12 protein-coding genes and 1 pseudogene are annotated in these 21,561 nt (G+C 33.9%); 9 read left to right on the forward strand and 4 right to left on the reverse strand.

Going from position 1 to position 21,561, the window contains the following annotated elements; all coding sequences use genetic code 11:
• Window positions 1–5 precede the first annotated feature (5 nt).
• The 3 genes from brxC to G6O70_RS08040 all read left to right on the forward strand — a co-directional run bounded on the left by brxC (window position 6) and on the right by G6O70_RS08040 (window position 8,204).
• Complete coding sequence (gene brxC / locus G6O70_RS08030) at window positions 6–3,653, forward strand: BREX system P-loop protein BrxC (protein WP_057870363.1); 3,648 nt, start codon at window positions 6–8, stop codon at window positions 3,651–3,653.
• Between the two features lie 18 nt (window positions 3,654–3,671).
• Window positions 3,672–6,347, forward strand: a complete 2,676-nt coding sequence (gene pglX / locus G6O70_RS08035) for a BREX-1 system adenine-specific DNA-methyltransferase PglX (protein ID WP_057870362.1) — start codon at window positions 3,672–3,674, stop codon at window positions 6,345–6,347.
• 186 nt (window positions 6,348–6,533) lie between these two features.
• A complete protein-coding gene (locus G6O70_RS08040) occupies window positions 6,534–8,204 on the forward strand; it encodes an IS1182 family transposase (protein ID WP_258236131.1) in 1,671 nt (556 codons plus the stop codon).
• Window positions 8,205–8,249: 45 nt separating this feature from the next.
• On the opposite strand, the pseudogene G6O70_RS08045 reads toward G6O70_RS08040, so the two are convergent.
• From G6O70_RS08045 to G6O70_RS08055, 3 genes and pseudogenes are all read right to left on the reverse strand, one after another.
• Window positions 8,250–8,495: pseudogene (locus tag G6O70_RS08045) on the reverse strand (transposase); the annotation flags it as partial.
• A 160-nt stretch (window positions 8,496–8,655) separates the two neighbouring features.
• Window positions 8,656–10,356 (reverse strand): BREX-1 system adenine-specific DNA-methyltransferase PglX, encoded by a 1,701-nt coding sequence (gene pglX, locus G6O70_RS08050; protein ID WP_057869989.1) that lies wholly within the window; start codon window positions 10,354–10,356, stop codon window positions 8,656–8,658.
• Window positions 10,357–10,381: 25 nt separating this feature from the next.
• The gene (locus G6O70_RS08055; protein WP_057869988.1) at window positions 10,382–11,317 is read right to left on the reverse strand and encodes a site-specific integrase; all 936 of its coding nucleotides are present in this window, start codon (window positions 11,315–11,317) and stop codon (window positions 10,382–10,384) included.
• 134 nt (window positions 11,318–11,451) lie between these two features.
• Here G6O70_RS08055 and G6O70_RS08060 point away from each other — a divergent pair, with 134 nt between their 5' ends.
• The 3 genes from G6O70_RS08060 to brxL are packed head-to-tail and all read left to right on the forward strand — an operon-like array spanning window position 11,452 to window position 16,983.
• Window positions 11,452–12,387 carry a BREX-1 system adenine-specific DNA-methyltransferase PglX gene (locus G6O70_RS08060; protein ID WP_057869987.1) on the forward strand — a complete coding sequence of 312 codons (936 nt, stop codon included), beginning with the start codon at window positions 11,452–11,454 and terminating at the stop codon, window positions 12,385–12,387.
• Window positions 12,388–12,398: 11 nt separating this feature from the next.
• A complete protein-coding gene (gene pglZ / locus G6O70_RS08065; RefSeq protein WP_057869986.1) occupies window positions 12,399–14,939 on the forward strand; it encodes a BREX-1 system phosphatase PglZ type A in 2,541 nt (846 codons plus the stop codon).
• A gap of 10 nt (window positions 14,940–14,949) precedes the next feature.
• A complete protein-coding gene (gene brxL / locus G6O70_RS08070; protein WP_057869985.1) occupies window positions 14,950–16,983 on the forward strand; it encodes a protease Lon-related BREX system protein BrxL in 2,034 nt (677 codons plus the stop codon).
• A gap of 303 nt (window positions 16,984–17,286) precedes the next feature.
• Here brxL and G6O70_RS08075 read toward each other — a convergent pair whose 3' ends face one another.
• Entirely contained in the window at window positions 17,287–18,765 is a 1,479-nt protein-coding gene (locus G6O70_RS08075; protein ID WP_057869984.1) for an MDR family MFS transporter, read from the reverse strand.
• A 114-nt stretch (window positions 18,766–18,879) separates the two neighbouring features.
• Between G6O70_RS08075 and G6O70_RS08080 the strand changes: the two genes are divergently transcribed.
• The 3 genes from G6O70_RS08080 to G6O70_RS08090 all read left to right on the forward strand — a co-directional run bounded on the left by G6O70_RS08080 (window position 18,880) and on the right by G6O70_RS08090 (window position 21,378).
• The gene (locus G6O70_RS08080) at window positions 18,880–19,476 is read left to right on the forward strand and encodes a TetR/AcrR family transcriptional regulator (RefSeq protein ID WP_057869983.1); all 597 of its coding nucleotides are present in this window, start codon (window positions 18,880–18,882) and stop codon (window positions 19,474–19,476) included.
• 66 nt (window positions 19,477–19,542) lie between these two features.
• Window positions 19,543–20,685: a hypothetical protein gene (locus G6O70_RS08085; RefSeq protein WP_057869982.1), complete on the forward strand. Its 1,143-nt coding sequence runs from the start codon at window positions 19,543–19,545 to the stop codon at window positions 20,683–20,685.
• 171 nt (window positions 20,686–20,856) lie between these two features.
• Window positions 20,857–21,378, forward strand: a complete 522-nt coding sequence (locus G6O70_RS08090) for a ClbS/DfsB family four-helix bundle protein (protein ID WP_057869981.1) — start codon at window positions 20,857–20,859, stop codon at window positions 21,376–21,378.
• Window positions 21,379–21,561: the final 183 nt, after the last annotated feature.

Below are 21,561 nucleotides of genomic sequence, written 5' to 3' on the forward strand. Positions count from 1 at the left end.
AGAAAATGAAAATTAACGATATGTTTTTAAAAGATATTCATCGAAATATTGAGGGCGTTATTACTGCTTCGAAAGCAACTGATGAACAAGTTTATCAGGAATTAGACGAATATGTTGTTACGAAGGAGCTTCAAGGGCATTTTAGGACATTTTTTGATGCCTATAAAAAGGGGATCACTGGAAATACAAACAAAATGGGTGTTTGGATTCAGGGATTCTTTGGTTCCGGTAAGTCTCACTTTTTAAAAATTCTTTCCTATATTCTTGAGAATAAAGAAATCAGTGGGAGAACGGCTTTTGATTTTCTTACTGAAGGTAATGAACAAACACGAAGAATTAAAGATCCGATGACTATCGCTAATATGGATTTGGCCGTTAAGACTCCAACAAATGTCATTCTCTTTAATGTAGAATCAAAGCATCAGACCGGGATTGAAGAAAAGAATAGCTTGGTAAATGTATTCCTGAAGGTTTTCAATGATAGCTTAGGATATTCGACTAATCCTAAAGTTGCTGATTTAGAACGACGTCTAGATAAAGCAGGAAAATATGGTGAATTTAAGGAAGTTTTCCAAAATAACAATGGAGTTGAATGGACTAAAGAACGGCATGAGGTTGATTTTATTCAGGACCCAGTAGTGGACACTTTGGTTAGTATCGGATATATGTCTGAAGATGCCGCAAAAACTTGGTTTAACAAATTGGAAGCTGACTATATTATCAGTATTGAAGAATTTGCTATGATGGTTGAGGAGTACCTTCAGTCAAAAGGTAATAATGAACATATTGTGTTTTTGGTGGATGAAATTGGACAATACATTGGTGGAAATAGTGATTTAACACTGCAGTTACAAACTATTGTTGAAGAACTTGGTGACAAATCTCATGGCAAGGCATGGGTAATTGTAACTAGTCAACAAGCTATTGATAAGATTACTGATATAGCTGGTGCTGCGGCCTTAGATTTTTCAAAAATTAAAGGGCGTTTCGAAACTACATTATCACTTTCATCTGCCAATGCAGACGAAGTTATTCAGAAACGTATACTTGCTAAAAATATAGCTGGTCAAGATTATTTAGAAGCCGTCTACCCAATTTATGAAAGTGATATTAAGCAAACCTTAATTTTTGAAGACAGTCCAGAGTTGAAGCTTTATAGTGGCTCTGAGAATTATGCGGATGTCTATCCGTTTATTCCTTACCAATTTAACCTATTAGCGAACATCCTAACACAAATCTCAAAACATTCCATTCAAGGAGCAAATCTCTCTCGGGGAGAACGTTCGTTACTCGCTTTTTTCAAAGAAACTGCTGAGCGAAATGCTGATAACGATAGTTCTGTTTTGGTCTCTTTAGATCAATTCTATCCGTCGCTTGAAAAATGGTTAAACGAAACTGACAATGCAAAGGTAATTAAACAAGCAGAAGAAAATACAAGAGTTGTACCGGATAAAAACGATCATTTCAACGTAGCAGTTTTGAAGGTTTTGTTTATGATTAAGTATGTGGATCAAAGTATCAAACCTACACTTAATAATATTACAAATCTGATGATTCGGCACGTAAATGAAGATAAATTAGTTCTTCGTAAAAAAGTTGAAGCCGCTTTGAAGATCCTAATCAGTGAGAATTTGATTCGCCAAAACTTGAAAAATTATGTATTTCAAACAGATGAAGAACAAGAAGTGACGCGTTTGATTAATAATATCGAATTGAATGAGACTGATGTTGAAGATAGGCTTGCTCGAGATATTTTGGATGATAAAATTGGGCGAAATCAATTTTCATATAAGAACTCTCATGTAGTGGGGCGCATGTTTGAAAATCGTTACAACTTTACGTATAACTTTTATGTAGATGATTACGCATATCGCAAAAATAGTAATCCTAATCTGGAAGTTAAGATTATTACACCTGACTGTCCCTTATGGAATAATGAAACACAACTTATCTTAGCAAGTACAAAAAATCAAATGTTGATTAAGTTGCCTGTAGATCAAGATTTTATGGCTCACATTAGAACATACTTAAAAGTTGAAAAGTACATTACCACTGCTAATACATCAAGTGCTATTAGGAACTTTGTAGCTGTTAAGGCTGAAAAAACATCTGAAAATCAAGAACTGAGTGATTCAATTAATGTTCAATTAAATGATTTTCTAAAGCAAGCGACATTCTACTTTAATAACAATAAGTTAGAAGTTTCGGGTTCTGATTTTAAATCACTTCTCAATGATGCTTTGCAACAAATGGCTAACCTTGTTTATTACAAGAATGATTTGATAGATTCAGCTGTTTCTGAATCAGATATTAATAGGCTATTAAAATGTAGTGAGGATGAGTTACTTGCACATTCAGAAAATCAAAATGTAGTTAATGATGTTAAACAATATATTTTATTACAGGAAAATAAGAACCTTACTGTGACGATGAAAACATTACGAGACAACTATCTTGATAAAGCACCATACGGATTTGTTAATGAAGATTTGGAGTGGGCAATTGCTCGCCTGTTTATGGAAGGAAGTATTAGTCTCTTTAAAAATGCAATACCACTAAATACTAACTCAGATATAAATGAAATTTCAAAGGCTATATCTGATCGCAAATCTCCAGAAAAAATTCGTGTGAAAATGCGTCAAAAGGCAAATGATGTCCAGAAAAAAATGGTTCATAATTTAGGTGAGGAATTATTTAAAAGTCGTAATATTGTAGACGAAAATAATGATGACACAACGCGCGTGCGATTCAATGAAAAAGCTCAAAGAATGATTTCTGAGCTGAATAGTTTCAAAGACACACCAGGTCATTATTATCCTCAATCAAGTGAAATTGGTAAAGCACTTGATGTCTTGCAACAAATCGTAAATGCTCGTGATACGAAATCATTCTTTGAGGTTTTAAAAAATAATGAAGAAGAGTTACTTGACTGGGCTGAAGACTACGAAGATATTCATAACTTCCATGCTAGTAATCAAAAATCAATCTGGGATAAGGCAAGAGATTATATTAGCCGCATAGAAGATAGTACTATTCAAGAACCCACCGATGAAATTAATTCAATCCTTGCAAGTATGAGAAATATCATGAAACAAACAATCCCATATCGTGATATTCCAAAACTAAGCGAATTGAATGGTCAGTATGAGACAGAATACATGAATTTCATGGAATCCAAGTCTAATGTTGCTGCTGATAAAATAAATACAATTAAGCAGGGTGTTCTAGAGGACTTGGACAGCCGCAATATTGGTGATAATTTTAAGACTGAAGTAGTTCAAAAATTTGATAATTTAATTCATACTTTAGCAAACGCGCAAACTCTTGACCAAATTGTGCTGCTCAAAGCTCAAGCTGATACATTGCGACATACTTTTACAAAAAAGTTCACTATAGAGGAAAATCGCAGACGTGAGGAAGCAGCTGAAAAAGCTGTACAAGGTGGTCAAGCTTATCTGACACCCACTAAATCAAGAGTTGTCCCAATTTCAGTTAAATCAGTTAAAAAGGTGAAAAATGTATATATGAAAGACCTGATTAAACCTCGCCAACGGATTAATTCTGAAGCAGATGTTGATATTTTCGTAAATAACTTGAAACAAGAGTTACTTTCAAAATTAAATGATGATAATGAATTAGATATTCTACTGTAATGGATAGGAGTGTTTTAAATGGATAAAAAAGCAATTAAAACTTTTGCTATGGAGTCTCGGATGAAACTCCGTGACAGTGTTATCAATAAATTGGCTAAGTTGGGTATTACAGATAGTGGTATTGAAGAAGTTACCAAGATTGGGAACGACATTATCGAAATTCCCTCAAATGGTGAACGTTTTACAGGTAAAGATGTTATTAATCGTACTAAGTTAGTTGAAGTGTTAAATTCACGTGAAAAGCAGATTGATCCAAAAGAAAAGACACGTGTAACAATCGCTTTTGACAACTTAGTTGAAGAAGTATCATACACTTGGTTTAATCGGTTAATCGCTATTCGCTTTATGGAAATAAATGGCTATTTACCAGGTCATCAACGTGTTCTTTCAAGTGAAGTTGTTGGGAAAAAAGAACCTGATATCATCACAAGTCTATTAGATTCGGAGTTGTATCAGGAAATGGATGCAGCAACTCAAGGCAAAGCAATGAAATTAATATCAGTTAACTCCGCTGATGCAGTAGATGAACTTTATCAACTTGTTTTTATCAAACAATGTAATAGTTTGAACCAACTGTTACCCGATTTATTTGAACATATTGATGACTACACGGAACTATTATTTACAATCTCGTACATAGATGATAATGGAGTGCTTGCAAACTTGTTGACGATCCCAGAAGAAGATTTCAACGTGGAAAAGGGCGGTCAAGTAGAAATTATTGGATGGATGTACCAATATTACAATACTGAGCCCAAAGATAAGGTATTTGCTCGTGGTCATCGTAAGATTCGTGCGGATGAAATCCCCGCTGCAACACAATTATTTACACCAGACTGGATTGTACGTTATATGGTACAAAATTCACTTGGTCGTTACTATATTGACCAAAAGATGGCTAATCCTGCGGAAACACGTACTGAGAAAGAAATTGCAGCTGAATTTGGGTGGAAATATTATTTACCAACTGCTGAACAACCTGAAGATGTACAGTTAAAAATTGCAGATGAACGTAAGAACAGAAGTGTTATTGCTTTACAAGAACTAAAACTGATTGATCTTTCAATGGGAAGTGGTCACATCCTTGTGTATGCTTTTGATGTTCTAATTCAGTTATACATCGCCGAAGGATATAGAAAACGGGATGCTGCAGAGTTAATTCTGATGAATAACCTTTACGGACTAGATATTGATAAGCGTGCCTTTCAATTGTCCTACTTTGCCTTAATGATGAAAGGACGTCAATATTCAAGACGGATTTTATTTAAGGATATCAAGCTAAATGTTTATGCTGTACCAGATAATTTAGGAATTGGTGAAACTGAACTTCAATTATTGAACATGGAATTTCCTAATCAACAAACTGCTCATCAAGATTTGTTGCGGTTAGTTGATGGATTCAAGGATGGCGCAGATTTAGGATCGTTGATTGAGTTTAAGGGAATCAATTTTGATAATCTAAAAGCTGGATTCGATAAAGGTACTGTGTCATTTTTGAATCATGCAATCAGTAAGATGGTACATGTTGGGGAGCTGTTACAACAAAAGTATGATATTGGAATTACGAATCCACCTTACATGAGTAGCTCAAGTATGAATAAAGAATTATCAAATTTTGTGAAGAAAAACTATCCAGATAGCAAAAGTGATTTATTTGGTGTATTTATTGAGCGGATTGAAAAGATGGTTAAATCATCAGGTTATTATGCAATGATTACGCAACATGCCTGGATGTTTTTATCTAGTTTTGAGAAACTACGTGGCAAAATTAATAGACAAACTATAATCAATATGACTCATTTAGGTACTCATGCTTTTGAAGAAATTGGTGGTGAAGTTGTTCAAACTACAGCTTTCGTAATGTCACCACTAAAATATAAAAACTATGTTGGTAGTTACTTAAGGCTTGTTGATTTCACAAATCACAAACTTAAAGAAACAAAAGTACTTGAAGCTATTGAAGCTGGAAATGCAGATTATTTTTATTCTACTATTCAGAATAATTTTACTAAAATTCCAGGACAGCCAATTTCGTATTGGGTAAGTGAAAACCTAATTCATGATTTTATTGTAGGAAAACAATTGGGTAATATGGCAGATGTAAAAAAAGGAATGTTTACTGGTCAAAATGATTTGTTCTTCAGGCAATGGACCGAACCTTCATTTAATAAAATCCAATTTGATGTCTGTAATAATGCAGAGATACAAAAAGAAGGTTACATTCCAATAAACAAAGGTGGAGATTTTAGACGATGGTATGGAAATGATGAGTTTGTAATGAAATTTGATTCCATTCATTATAGAATGATTGAAAGTAACAAAGGACACCGTTCTCCGTATTTTTATTTTAAACCTTGTGTCGAATGGACCAAAATTACTAGCGGAAAATTGGCACTTCGTTATTCTGAAAGTGGATTTGTAAATAACGATGCAAGTATGGCAATATATTCGGATGATGATAGCCTATTGAAGAAAATTCTTGGGATTACAAATACAAAAGTTAGTCAGTTATGTGTATCTGCACTTAATGAAAGTATGAATTATACGGCTGGTGACATAGCTAGGATTCCTATAATATTTACTAACCAAGATAATGCGATATCCGCAATAGCTAACAAGTGCATTGAACTGTCCCAACTTGATTGGAATTCATATGAAATTTCTTGGAATTTTAACAGGCACCCGCTAATATAGTAACCATCCACCAGCATAGCTGGTGGCTTTTTTAGGGGCTGTGCCATAAGTCCCTAAGTGAAAGAGCTTCACCAGAGAAAGTAATGATTTTTCTGGTGAAGCTCTTTTGGTATAATTAAAAATAAAAAAGCACTGGTTGGAGCCAGTACTTTCAAAAACAATACCCCTATAGAAAGGATAATCAAAATGTACAATAATTATAACATAAATCAGACTGTACTTAGTATTAAAACTGACTGGGAGCCAAAAGAAAATCATCCTGCACGGATGATTAATCAAATAGTTGAAGACCTTAAAATTAATGATCCTTACATCTTTGGACGACCGCGTAAGTATGATCTGCGTGTACTTTTAAAATTAATTTTGTTTGCGTACACAAAAGGTATCTTTAGTAGTCGCCGTATTAATACCTTGGCAGAGGAGAATTTGGCAGCCCGTTGGCTGACACAAGAACAGGTTCCAGCCTACCGAACAATTTGTCGTTTTAGAATTTCAGATGAAGTTGAGAGCTTGATTAATCAATGTATTCTAAAACTAACCAAATATCTGAAACAAAACAATTTTATTGATGAAGTTACTTTTATTGACGGGACTAAAATTTTAGCTGATGCCAATAAATATAGTTTTGTTTGGCGTAAGAATACGATTCGTTTTGACAAGCTTAATCGCTCTGCGATTATAACCCTTCTGGAAGAATTAAATGACGCTAAGTTTAAGTGTCAGCTCCCAGCAGAGACAGATCTTACTTTAGAAATGCTTGATGAAATTACCTTGCGGTTAGAAAATGACTTGAAAGATTTGAATAAAAAGATTGAAAAAGAACATATCTCTCCAAACCCAGACAAGTCAAGGCGTCGAAAACTAAAATCTTTAAAACGAAAACTTAAGTTACGGCAAACTAAATTATTAGCTCATAAAATACAAACCAGAATTTATGGTAAAAGAAATAGTTATTCAAAAACAGATCATGATGCAACTTTCATGCGTGTTAAGGAAGATCCAATGCTCAACGGACAGCTAAAACCGGCTTATAATCTACAAATCGCCACAAGTAAACAATTTGTAACTGCCTTCGGCATTTTTCAAAATCCAGGAGATACCAAAACATTAATTCCTTTTTTACAGCAACAAAAAGCAGCTGGAACTTTAGGTAAGTATATTGTGGCTGATGCAGGATACGGTTCAGAATCAAATTATCGATATCTCGAAGATGAATTACCTGAACATACAGCGTTAATTCCATATGGGACAATGTTAAAAGAAAATAGTCGCAAATGGAAAAGTGATGACCGTAAGGTCATGAATTGGGCGTATCATCCTAAAGACGATTATTTTATTGATCTGCAGGGAGTTAGATTTAGTTTTTATGCTTACCGTAAGCGCAAAGATAAGTACGGATTTGTACGTGAATTTAAAGAGTATCAGGCAAACAAATACGATAACGATTTTAAAATTGATCACCGAGCATTCACTAAAAACGGAAATCCTCGTAAAATAAGTATTAATAGCGCATGGGAGTATTTCAAAGCTAAGGAACGCAAGTTGCTTTCAAATCACCAAACTGGTTCAATTTACGGACAACGTAAAATAGATGTTGAATCAGTTTTTGGTGGATTGAAGGCTTGTTTGGGTTTTAAAAAATTTTCGGTTAGAGGTCTTGAGAAGGTAAAAAGGGAAGCTGGAATTGCCTTGATGGCAATGAATATTAGAAAATTGGTGGCGAAAGGCACCAATTATAACTGTTTTATAAACCAAAAGAAGAGATTAGTGAAAATCAAAGAACGATTTTCACTAATCTCTTCTATTTTGAAGGACTTATGGCACAGCCCCTTGCCTCAACGCAAAAAGTCCCCTTAATGCGCCCAACAAAACACTACCAACCGCTACCGCATTATTTTAATCTCATTTTGACTTTTTAAATGGATCAATATATTCCCGTTTACTAATTCTATCATTGACCTGATCCTCTGCTTCTTGTTCTTGAATGTATTTCTGGATAATTCTTTGATTTAACCCAACCATGCTAACATAATATCCGCGTGCCCAAAAACTTCTATTGCCGTAATTATATTTTAAATTGGCATGTCTTTCATGAATTATAACGGCGCTCCTCCCTTTCAAATATCCCATAAATCTAGAAATATTCATCTAAAGTAAAAACTCCCTTTCGATTTTAGTCTTGGTTGGTAGCCAAAAACTATTATATCGAAAGGGAGTTTTTCACCCCCACAAGTAAAACTTGTGGTTTATTCGCAAATATAAATAAAAAAGAAGCAAATATTTTATTTAAGTGCTTGCTTCTTTTTATTCAAATTAAAGGGTGTCGAGAAAAGTCCCATGATTGTTCAAAGGAATCCCACTCTGCTTTAGAAATGTTTATATTGGTTTTCGCAAATTCTTCAATTATACAATTTGTAGTTTTTACCAAAGGTAATGCGTTTATATTTCCCTTTTGGAAGTTCAATGTTGGATTTAATAAATTTAAATAGTATTTTACTACCTTGCTGTTAAGATAAGATAATACATATTTTTTTTTGCACTCTGGGACAATTGCAAAAGATCCACTAGCATCAAATAAAAATCCCTCAACACAATATCGAGCAGCAAAATTTCTACTCGAAAGTGATGACCAAGTGATTTGGGAATGAAATATATAATCTAGATTAAACGCATGTGCTGGAATTTTCCCATTTTTATTTTTCAGATTTCTTATACAGCTCCCATCATTTTCCCAGTTAATAACAAATTCATTATTTCCATACCATCTTTTGAATTCACCGCCTTTACTATAAGGAAACCACTTTTTCTCTGATGCTGATGCTGTTTGTCTGTTTGGTACTAACAAGCCTATTTTATCTCTTCCAATTTCATGCCACATTCTTATGAAATGTTTATTATTACCAGTAATCATACCTGCCCTAGTGTGGTAAATATCTTCAAAACTGGCATTACTTGCAAAAATATTAAAGGTATTTTCGCTTACCCAAAACGATATCGGACTACCCGGAATTTTTGTAAAACTCTCCTGGTTTGTTTGGTAAACATAACTCACAGTTGGATTCTTAACTCCCTCAAGAACCTTCGCTTTTTGAACTTCCATACCACCACGAAAATCAGACAGTTTGAAATAATTTCCAACAGGTTCATTTTTGGTATTTTTAATTGTAAAACAACAAACTGGAACAGTGGCCTCTTCAAATGCCGAGTATTCCATTTGAACTAGGTTTGAGAGACTTTTATCGGTAATTAAAAAAGTGCGTAGTTCTTCGTAAGACTTAATGAACATCCATACAAATGGTGTCATAAATCCTGCATATCCATCCTTAACAAGCATTTGGCTGTTCATTTTGATAAATACAGAGAACAAGTCTGTTTTAACTTCTGGATAATTATTTTTGACGTATTTATCAAGTATATTACTCATTTTATTTAAGTACGGAGGATTAGTTACCACGGTTGTATATTTTGAGACAATGACTTCAACAATGTCGAGAAGTTTTGCTATTTTTTCATGAGCTTCAGGTAATTGATAAAGAATATCCATATCAGAAAAATTATCAAATACATTTACAAACTCACGCAATTCAGCAATTTTTTTCTTTTTTACACTGTTAAAGTGCAAGACTGATCCAATTTCTGTTGCATGAGCAAACTGTTCAAGAATAGATTTAAGTTGATTGAGTTTTTTTGTGAATTCAGTCCGTGGAAGAGTTGAGAGTTCATCTAAACGCTCAAAATATTCAGTTGGAATATCTTCAGAGTCGATAAATTGATATAAATTCAACTTTACATTTTTATTTAGAATTTTCCGATTGTATTCCCGACCTTTCATCATGATAGCAAAATAAGCCAATTGATAGGCACGTTTATCAATTTCTAAACCGTATAAATTATTAGTCATAATGAATTCAGCTGCATCACGCTCACGATAGCCTTCAGCAACGTAAAGCTGCATGAATACGTCAAAAGCATAAACTAAAATATGCCCAGATCCCATAGCATTATCCAAAAGTTTTAGTTCTTGTAAAGCAAAATCATTCTGATAGTGCTTTCATCATAATTCTCATGATCAGTTTTGTTTCTCGTTCCTCCATTTCTTTAATGATATGAAGATACACACTCTGAGTTGTGGTTACATCTTTATGTCCAAGTCTTCGACTAACACTTAAAATATTGACATCTTTAAACAAAAGAATAGAAGCATGAGTGTGTCGTAAACCATGAAACGAAATAGGGGAGATATTGAGTTTAGTACAAAGCTTTTCGAGATGACGGTTAATGGTAGCACTAACAGGCAATCTACCATCTTCATTTTCACAAATTTTTTGCTGTGGTTTTTTAAATTTTCTGATACGCATCATATTTTTGATTACGTGGAGTGTTTTTGTATCTACGTCAATGGTTCGAACAGAACTTGAGTTTTTTGTCGGTTTGAAACCAGTATGATATTTGTAATCCCAAGTCTTATTTACAATGATAAGTTTATTTTTAAAACTAATATCTTCAACAGTCAATCCGAGGACTTCTGCGAACCTAAGTCCAGTCATCGCCGAGAGATAAATAATAAAATCATAAGAGTTAGTCGAAATTTTAGTTGCTCGAATTAAGGCTTGCCATTCTGAATAAGAGTGGAACATTACTTTTTCTTTAACTTTTTCACGACCAGTTATAATCGCTTTACGCGTAAAATCCGTGTCAATAATTCCTTCTTCAAGTGCGTCAATGACTGCTGCCCGAATTTGTTTATGAAATCCTGAAGTGGTGCGTTTAGCATGAGTTTTTGCAAATCTATTCAAAACAGTTTGGTAGTTTTGTCGAGTTACCTTGTTGAATTTGATATCACCAAAGTATTTTTTAATATGTTGATGTGTGTTTTGGTACTTTACGTAAGTAACTGAAGAAATTGCTGGTTTTTTGAATGTTTCCATCCATTCAAAAAAATAGTTATCGAGTGTCAAGTTTGTAGTCATTTGAATGTTTCTCCTCCTAATTATTCATACATAATAAGAATATGACTTTACAGCAAAAAAATTAACAACTAATAATACAAATGTTATAAAAACACAGTATAATGTAAAATAGAGATAAATGGGGGGGTTGTAAAGTGGCTATATTAATCAAAGATAAATTCGAGGCATGGAAGAAGGAATCGCAAGATCGCTTTAACCAGTTGAAATCAAATGAAGAGGAATTAAACAAAATTTTTATTAAACTTTATGGGTTACAAGATGAGCTTGATTATCATGTAGATGATAGAGAAATATCTGTTTCTTTAGCGGATCGTAAACGTGATATTAAATCGTTGATTAGTTATGCAGTTGGATGCATGTTCGGGAGATACTCATTAGATGAAGAAGGACTTATCTTTGCTGGTGGAGACTTCGATATATCCCGTTACCATAAATTTAAGCCAGATGTAGATAACATTTTATTAATTACGGATGATGAATATTTCCAAGATGATCAAAGTGATATTGTAATAAAATTCATAGAATTCATCTCTACTGTCTATGGAAAAGAAACATTAGAAGAGAATTTAGACTATATTTCAGATGTTCTACCCGGTAATGGAACAAGTCGTGCAAAGATTCGAAAGTATTTTGTATCTAAATTCTATACTGACCATATGACAACTTATAAAAAACGTCCAATCTATTGGCAATTTGATTCTGGAAAAGCAAATGGTGTGAAAGCATTAATGTATTTACATCGATATGATGAGAACTTGCTTGGACATTTACGCATTGATTATGTTACAAAATTGAGTCAAGCTTACAATTCTCGAATTGAATTACGTGAAAGTCAAAAATTAGCAACATCAAATGCTGGGCAATCAGCTCAATACGATAAAGAAATTAGCAAAATTAAAAAACAATTAAAAGAGCTGTATGAGTTTGATGAGAAGCTTGGACACCTTGCTTTAAAGAAAATTTCTCTTGATTTGGATGATGGAGTAATTGTGAACTATGATAAACTACAACGTGATCCAGATAGCGGAGAGAGATTTTTGATTTTGACTAAAGGTGTAAAAGAACCTTAAGGAGAAAAAAGATGGCAGATTTAAATTTAAGTCAAATTCAAACTCGTTTGAATGAGCTTTTCGTAACTTATGGAGAACGTAAACTCATTTTTTGGTTTGATCCAGAAAAAGAATTTGAGGAAGATATTGATAAAGCACGTATTCAACTAAGGGATGCCAAAATCTACAAACTTGAGCCACATACTCAGCTTATGACTAAACGATTCTTTGAAATCGAAGATACAAAAAATAACTATCTAGTCTATGCTCCGTTTAAAAAAATGGATGATGATGATGAAAATAATCATCTATTGAGCATATTAAAATATTCAAGTCAATTTAGTGCAGATCGGATTTCGCTTATAATGACACAACTTAATATTCCATCGGATTTACACGATATAATGAAAAGTCATGCCAAGTTCTTCAAAGCAAAATCCCGTATATCTGCTTTTGAAAAACTCATGACTACTGAAATCAAATCTAAACAGGAACTTGAAATAACATTAATAGCTGTTGTGGCAAAAGCAAACATGGCTCAAATTTATAGTATTATTCAAGCTTTGTTGGTTGATTATGCCAATGATTCAAGCAACTTGTATGATCAACTAGCGAGTTTTGATTTACAAGAGGTGCTCTGGAAATATATCTCTAAATACTATGGGTATACTTCTGAGAAACCAACAATTCAAAAATTAGCCATCTCATTTTTTGCAAATGCTTTCTATGGCCAGCTAGGACATCAAGAATTACCACCTAGCTTAAAAGAATATGAAGTTCTTAATCAAACAACTGCAATTGTTTCGTTTATGGATGGTGTGATGAACGATTCCCGTTACATGGTAATATTTGATAAGTTAAGCAGAGATATCTACTGCCTGATTGGAGGAGACAAACTTCTTTCTAAAGTGCCTATCGAAGAATTATTGGCAGCGGATATATTTGAGCCGATTCACGATCTGGTAATTCAATATTATATTCGTCAATTAATGAGCGGAGACTTAACACCAACAATTAGTGGAATAACATTGTCAGATGCATTGATACTTAAAGAACGGTCACATTTTGGTCTTAAATATGTGCATCAATATGAAGCAATTTTGAATGCTCAGAAGATACTAAAATATGTCTTAAATACTAATTATAACCAGTTTACATCTGTTGTTAAGGATTATGAAACATCATCTTATTTGGTAGATCGATATTATCGTAAGTTTATTTGGCATCTAGATAAATTTGCTAGACAAGATCAGTTTACTAAACTACAAATGCTGGTTGAAAAACAATATAGGTCATTTTTGGATGAGATTGGTCGCTTGTGGAATGACTTATTACAATTAGATGAAAGAACATCAATGCTTGACTTCTACGATAAATTTGCAAAAAATAAAATAAAAACTGTTGTAATCATTTCAGACGCGTTACGTTATGAAATAGCGAAGGAAATTCAACAATTTCTTGAACAAGAAAAAAAATACTCGGCAAAGATGAATACAATTTTCACAGTATTGCCTTCAGTAACGGAATTCGGTAAGGCTGCTTCATTACGTGGAAGTCATGGATCTTATGAATATATTAAAGATACGGATATTCGAGTAAATGGTCTGAAAACACAAGGTACAGCTGCAAGAGACAAAATTCTTAAAGAAAAAAATTCAAATTCATTAGCAACTACTTATGAAAAAGTTATGGAGAAGTCAAGTGCAAAAGAACTCCGTGACGTGTTTAACGGTCAGGATGTGATTTATCTTTATCATGATAAAATAGATGCCACTGGGGATAAAATTGGAACAGAGCCTCAAGTATTTGATGCAGTAGAAAAGACGATTAATGAACTGATAACACTTATTCAATTTATTTCAAATGGTGCAAATGTTTATCGCTTTATTATCACAAGCGATCATGGATTTATTTACACAAGATCTAGGGTGGAGGAACATGAAAAAATTGAGAATCCATCTAGTTCTGATTTAGATCATATTGAGCGACGGTTCATTATTAGTAAAAACCATTATGATGAAATTGGTATTGGTTCTGTAAAACTAGGAGATGTATTGCATAATGAAGATGAACGTTATGTTCATTTTCCAGAAACTTCAGCTATTTTCAAAAAGGCTGGTGGTGGTCAGAACTATGTTCATGGTGGTTCATCCCCTCAGGAGATGATAGTTCCTGTATTGGAAATAGGTGTAGCTCGTGGCTCAGCACAAAAAGAAACAGTTACAATTCAATTAATGACTGCTAAACGAAAGATTATTGGCTTATCTGTTGCTTTGGAGTTTTATCAAACAGAAGCGATTAGTGATTCCGTGACAAAAGCTCAATATTCGCTTTATTTTGAAAATAAGAATGGAAATCTAATTACCAACCAAAACACTTATTATGCTGACTCAACTTCTAGTCAATCGAGTGAACGATTCACGAATTTTACCTTTGATTTCGTAAATCGTAATTACGATACAAACGAAAAAGTTTATTTAGTAGTAAAAAATGAAGAAACAAAAGTTGAAACTGAGAGAGTTGAATTTACCATTGATAATCCATTTGCTGGTGGATTTGGATTCGATATTTAGGAGGAAGTTAGTGGATCAAGTCATTTTAGATAAACTGGTAGCAAATTTTCCCGGAAAGATTGTTCGGAAAGATTTAACCAAAAAAATTAAAGAAGGCGCGAATGTTCCTGTTTATGTGTTGGAATATTTATTGGGAATGTACGCTTCATCTTTGGATGAACAACTCGTTGAAAAGGGAGTAGAAAATGTTAAAAATATTTTAGCCCGCAATTATGTTCGCCCAGATGAAGCTGAGAAAGTGAAAGCAAAGATTCGTGAAAATGGTGGTTACACGGTTATTGATAAAGTCAGTGTTTCCTTGAATGAGAGAAAAGATCAATATGAAGCCGAATTTTCAAACCTAGGTCTGTCGGCTGTTCGTATTAGTGAGGAATACCCTAAAAAATATGATCGACTACTGGGTGGCGGTATTTGGTGTATCGTTCAAATGGAATACTGGTTTGATGAAAATGATCAGCAAAATTCACCATTTATTGCAAGAAAAGTAGATCCAATTCAAATGCCGGGTCTTGACATTGAAGAGTTTAAAAGAGGAAGAGCTGCCTTTACTGAAAAAGAGTGGATTGATGTTGTTCTCAGATCTGTTGGAATGGAACCAACTCAATTTGATGAACGAGTTAAATGGTTGCACTTAGCACGTTTAGTTCCTTTAATTGAAAATAATTTCAATTTGTGTGAACTTGGTCCACGTGGTACTGGAAAGTCGCATATTTATAAAGAAATTTCACCAAATTCAATATTAGTATCTGGTGGTCAAACTACGGTAGCTAATTTATTTTATAACATGGCTCGCCGTACGATGGGGTTAGTCGGTATGTGGGATACGGTTGCATTTGACGAAGTAGCAGGAATTAATGTAAAAAATGGTGATTTGATTCAGATTATGAAAGATTACATGGCATCTGGATCATTTGCTCGTGGTAAAGAAGAGAAGAATGCCTCAGCTTCAATGGTGTTTGTCGGAAATATTAATCAAAGTGTAGATGTAATATTAAAGACATCGAACCTATTTGAACCATTCCCTGAAAAAATGGGCACAGATTCTGCTTTTCTCGACCGAATACATTGTTATCTTCCAGGGTGGGAAATTCCAAAATACCGGCCTGATTTTTTTACGAATGACTATGGCTTCATTACAGATTACTATGCGGAAGTAATGCGAGAATTACGCAAAACAACTTACAGTGATGCTATTGATAAGTATTTTAAACTTGGTTCTCAGTTGAACCAACGCGATACGGTTGCAGTAAAGAAAATGGTGTCAGGGTTGATTAAGTTAGTTTATCCGCACGGTAAATTTGGTAAAAAAGAAGTTGAAAAAGTTCTTAAATTTGCAATTGAAATGCGGCGACGTGTTAAGGAGCAACTTAAGAAAATTGGTGGTATGGAATTCTTCGATGTTAATTTATCATATATTGATTTAGAAGAAAATCATGAAGAGTATGTGTCAGTTCCTGAGCAAGGTAGTGGGAAACTAATTCCTGAAGGTAGTGGGAAACCAGGTCATATCTACTCAGCATCAATTGGTACAAGTGGACGTATTGGAGCATTTAAGTTTGAAACACAGATGGTGGCTGGAAATGGTAAATTTAAGGCCACAGGACTGGGGAGTGATTCAGGAGCTAAAGAAAAGGCCGATTCAGCTTACAAATACTTAAATGCCAATGCAGTGACAATCAATTCATCTATTTCGATGATTACCCATGATTTTGTATTTAACACGCAGGATCTGAATGGTGTTGGGAATCCTATATTTTTGTCATTGCCAACAATGATTGCTTTATGTTCTGTCTCCTTGAATAAGCCTGTTGTTGCAAGTATGGCTGTCTTAGGTGACATAACAATTGGTGGTACTTTAATTCGCGTGACAAACCTTGCCGATATGATGCAAGTGGCACGCGATTCAGGGGCCAAGAAAATCTTAGTACCAATGGCGAATGCAGCAGATTTAGCAACGGTACCACCCGAATTGATGTCAACGTTCAATATCATCTTTTACAGTACACCTGAAGATGCAGTATTTAAAGCTTTAGGTGTTGAATAATTAATATACCATCTTTAAATCTAGTCGATTCATTCGTACAAGAAAACATTCACTACATGAGTAGAAAGTAGAAAAGCTGAAATAACATTAAATTTAAGATATGATTGCTCAACAGGAAACATGATTATCTTAAAATAATGTATAGTATTAGTAACTCATTATATTTAGTAAATTCGGATGCTATATTTTTGCAAAACTACTTGCTAAATATCCAGAAGCTTTGCACTGACTTTGATTATCACAAAAAGAAGTTGAACCGCAATAATAATTACGGCACAACTTCTTTTTTATACTTAAATAAAATTATTTTTTCCCAAACCTATTTGTAAGCAACATTGCTGGTAGCGCAGTTAATAGTGCAGCGATAGAAATAATCAGAAATCCATACTGAAATGAGTGAACTTTGATTAGTTCTAAATGATGCTGCAAAAATATTTTCACATAAGCTGGATTGCCATGAAACTTATTGACTGCAAGATTGTGTTTAAAAGATACAATATTTGAGTTTACATAAGCAGTAACTAAAGTTGAAATCAATGCGGATCCGAATGCACTACCGATGTTTTGAACAATTCGAGAACCAATAGAAGCAGCAGGAATTTCAGCTTTTTCCATCCCAGTATACGTGTCAGTCATTAATGGCATTAGGATTCCTCCAGCGCCAATTCCACGAATGAATAAAATGGCAGCGATAATCCAATAAGATGTTGTAGCATCAATCCAATAAAATGGAAGGGTTCCTATAAATGTAATCAAAAGGCTGCCAAAGACAACATATTTTGCACCAATACGGTCAGTTAATTTACCTGTAAGAGGGCGCGATATCAACATACCGATACCTTGAGGAATTAGTGCAAGTCCGGCTGCCATGACACTCATATTGTGAACATCTTGAAAAAATAGTGGCAACAATAGCATTGCACCATTTAGAACTGTACCGGCAATAAAAAGACCAATGATAGAGCCATTAAAGGAATTATGGCTAAATAATTTCAATGGTAAGACAACTGTTTCTTTCATTTTCAAAGCCCAAATAATATATAAGAATATTAATGCTAAACCTATACCAACAAACAACAATGTTTTCTGGTTCAAAAAATTAGCTGCACTAGAGGCCTTAACAATTCCGTAGATAATTGCGGTGGTTGCAGTTGCAAGCAATATTATTCCTGTAAGATCCATCTTAGCTGTTTTATTTTGTGCAGGGTAATGCGGCATTTTCCAAATAATTAATATAATTGAGATAATACCTACCGGAATATTTACCCAAAAAATCCAATGCCAGGAGAGATATTTTATGATGACTCCGCCAAAAATTGGACCAAGCAGAGGCCCAAGAATCATGGGTAAACCAACTGTTGCCATCATTTGTCCCGTCACCTTTTGGCCAGCTGTTTGTACCAATAAGGTTGTCAAGATTGGGATAATCAGTCCACCAGCAAACCCTTGTATCAATCTCGCACCTATAAGAAAATTAATATTGGGTGAAATTGCAGATAAAACTGATCCAATTGCGAAGAGGATTTCCCCCATTAAAAAAACGTGCTTACCATCAAATTTATTTAATAGCCAACTAGAGAATGGAACTGCAATACCCGTTGCTAATACATATCCTGTAATAGTCCATTGAACAATTTCAACAGAACTGTTTAAATCTTTAACTAATGTATGAATAGCGATGTTTACCATTGTTGAATCAAGTAATGGAGCCATTGCACCAAGCACCAGAATCCAAGCAGTAACCATCACTGATTTTGGAATATCAGAATTTTTTCCAGACATAAATTTATCCTCCTAATAAGAAACTTATAGTATCCTAAAGCTACACATGTTATATTACTCTATGAAGCATAAAAGTCAATAAGAAACTGAAAGTATCTTAAAGAGGTGTTATTTATGGGGAATATTAGACGCAGGGGAGCCGAACTAGAAAGTGCTATTTATGAGGTTGTACGTAAAATTGTGGATAAAGAAGGGGTAGAAGGACTTACATTTCAGAAAGTTGCAGAGTTAGCAGGAACCAGTAAATCTGTAATTTATCGTCGGTGGGAAACACCACTTGAACTTGCTATTTCAGCATTTCAAGCAAGGATTAAACTTGAAAATAACGGTAGTGTTGATAAGCTTGTTTTAACTGGTAAGAATTTACAGGATGATCTTTTTCAATTAATGGACCGTTTTCTTATCAGTATTGACGCATTAGGAGAACCTTTTTTAAGAAGTGTCTTAGTTGAGATTGGTACACAACCAAATGCAACTGTACTCCAACTAATGGAAAGAAATTCAGAAATTGATTTACGGGCTATAAATCGAATACTGGATCGAGCAAGAGCTCGTGGAGAGCAGGTAAAAGCGGATATCTCGAATGATGTGAAATTACTACCCTTTGAGTGGCTTCGCTATAAAATGTTTTTACGAAAAAACATCAGTACTGATATGATAGAGACTTTGATTAATGAAATTTTGTTACCAGTTTATTTAGAAAGTCAATAACTGAATAGATACAAATTGCTGGGAAAAAGTAAGATTAGTCGATTAAATATGAATTGGGGTATTTTTATGCGTAAATTAAATATTTTTATAATTATTTTATTAATGGTGGTTGTTTCAGGGTGTAGTCTTCAAAAAAAGGAAAAAGCAGTTGATGATAACGTTAAAGCAACGACAAATAAAACACTGCAGGCTGAATCAAAGACTTGGACTTTCAATCAAGGTATCAGTTCAAAGCAGACTAAGGACCAAGGTGTTTCAAAACAGATAACTAGTTCAGTGGTTTCGAAAACTGATGCACTTTCTAGCTGGACTACCTCTAAAGGACAATTTATTTCTAGTTCAGTTAATTATAAAAGAGTTTCGTTAAAAAAGTGGAAACAAAATATGCTTAAAAACTATATAAAAAGTGCACAAAAAAGTATCCATTTAATGAGTGTTGCACAAGTAAATGATTCATTAAAAAAGCTAGGTTCAGACATTAGAGTCCGTAAATTATCTGATTTAGTTTTCCTAGAAACAAAAACAAATGGTATGACACTTCCTGAAGCTTTTGTTGCCAAAGGACATCATCTATATTCGATTAATATCCAATATGTTGATACTAAGCAAACGATAACAATTGCACGAGGTCAATCATTTACTGATACAAGTACAAAAAAGGCAACTAGCCAAATTTCATTAAATAAATTAAATGGTACATGGATTGCACCAGAAACTACGACCAGTTCAAGTGATACTGGTAAAATTATGATTGAAGATGGTTATATGTATCAACATCGATACAATAGTTATGAGCGTTCCGCAATTCAGAAATTGAGTTCATATTCATTAATATCACTAAACCAGAATATAACTTATGCTGCGCAAAAAGTTAATGCAGCTAATGCTGGCTATCAATTAACGCAAAAAGCTGTTGCTAGTGGGGATAGTTTAGGTTATTTGTATCTCTTTGTTAATGAAAATCAGTTAGTACGGATAGGGCAAGGGACAACTACTACGTACAAAAAAACAAGTACACTTGTAGCTGCAAGTGATTTGCCACAAGACGATATTACTACTTTTGAGGAAATGGATCAGAAACATCCTGGTGAAACAGCTTCAACTATTACGGTTGATGCTAGTGCACCTGTTGTAGGTATGAGTAATAGCATTAAATATTTAACCGCTACAGATGCTGGTCAAATTATTGACAACATAGTGATTAACTAATGATCAGATTTCGGTTATAACATGGATATTTATTTTTATGCTACTAGTTGGTATTATCGGTATAAAAGTAACTTCTGGTCATTAAAAAGAGAGTGGTTGGATTGAAAAAAAGGTAATTGATCAGTTTACCCAGTAATGATTCTTCCTTTTCAAAAATAATGGAGGTTGGCAATGCTACAATATAACAATCAAGCTGAATTAGTTGAAAAAATTAAATTTTCGTACTCTAGATTTATTAATGAATTTAATGATATTTCGGAGGATCAAAGAAATGTATTACTTGTTTCAGTTGATAGAACTCCGTCACAGATGTTGTCTTATCAATTAGGCTGGGGAACGCTTTTATTATCTTGGGAGCAACAAGAAAAAACAGGTAAAACTGTGATCACACCAACTCCTGACTTCAAGTGGAATAATCTTGGTGGACTGTATCAACAGTTTTATAATGATTTTGGCGAGCAATCACTAATTGCACAACGTGAACAATTGAATTATTTGGTTCAACAAGTGTGCGATTGGATACTCACTTTATCAACTGATGAGTTGTTTGGACTTCATCAACGAAATTGGGCTAACAACAAAGCTCAATGGCCATTATGGAAATGGATTCATATCAATACAGTTGCTCCATTTACTAATTTTCGTCCTAAAATAAGAAAATGGAAAAAATTATATAATAATACACAATATTGATTGATATCAAAGAATAATTTTTATTTACTAAAAAGATGGGATGGCTTGATGGTTCTCAATTTAACGATGACTATCAAAAGGTCACTAAATTAAATTTGACAGTATTCTCCACTAAATGAGCGGGGGAGCTGTGTTAAAGTTAAAAGCTGCTAAGAATTGAGTAGCTTTTTTTTGCAGTTCAAA

The organism is Liquorilactobacillus hordei DSM 19519, from assembly GCF_019443985.1.
In the GTDB taxonomy this organism is placed as follows: Bacteria; Bacillota; Bacilli; order Lactobacillales; family Lactobacillaceae; genus Liquorilactobacillus; species Liquorilactobacillus hordei.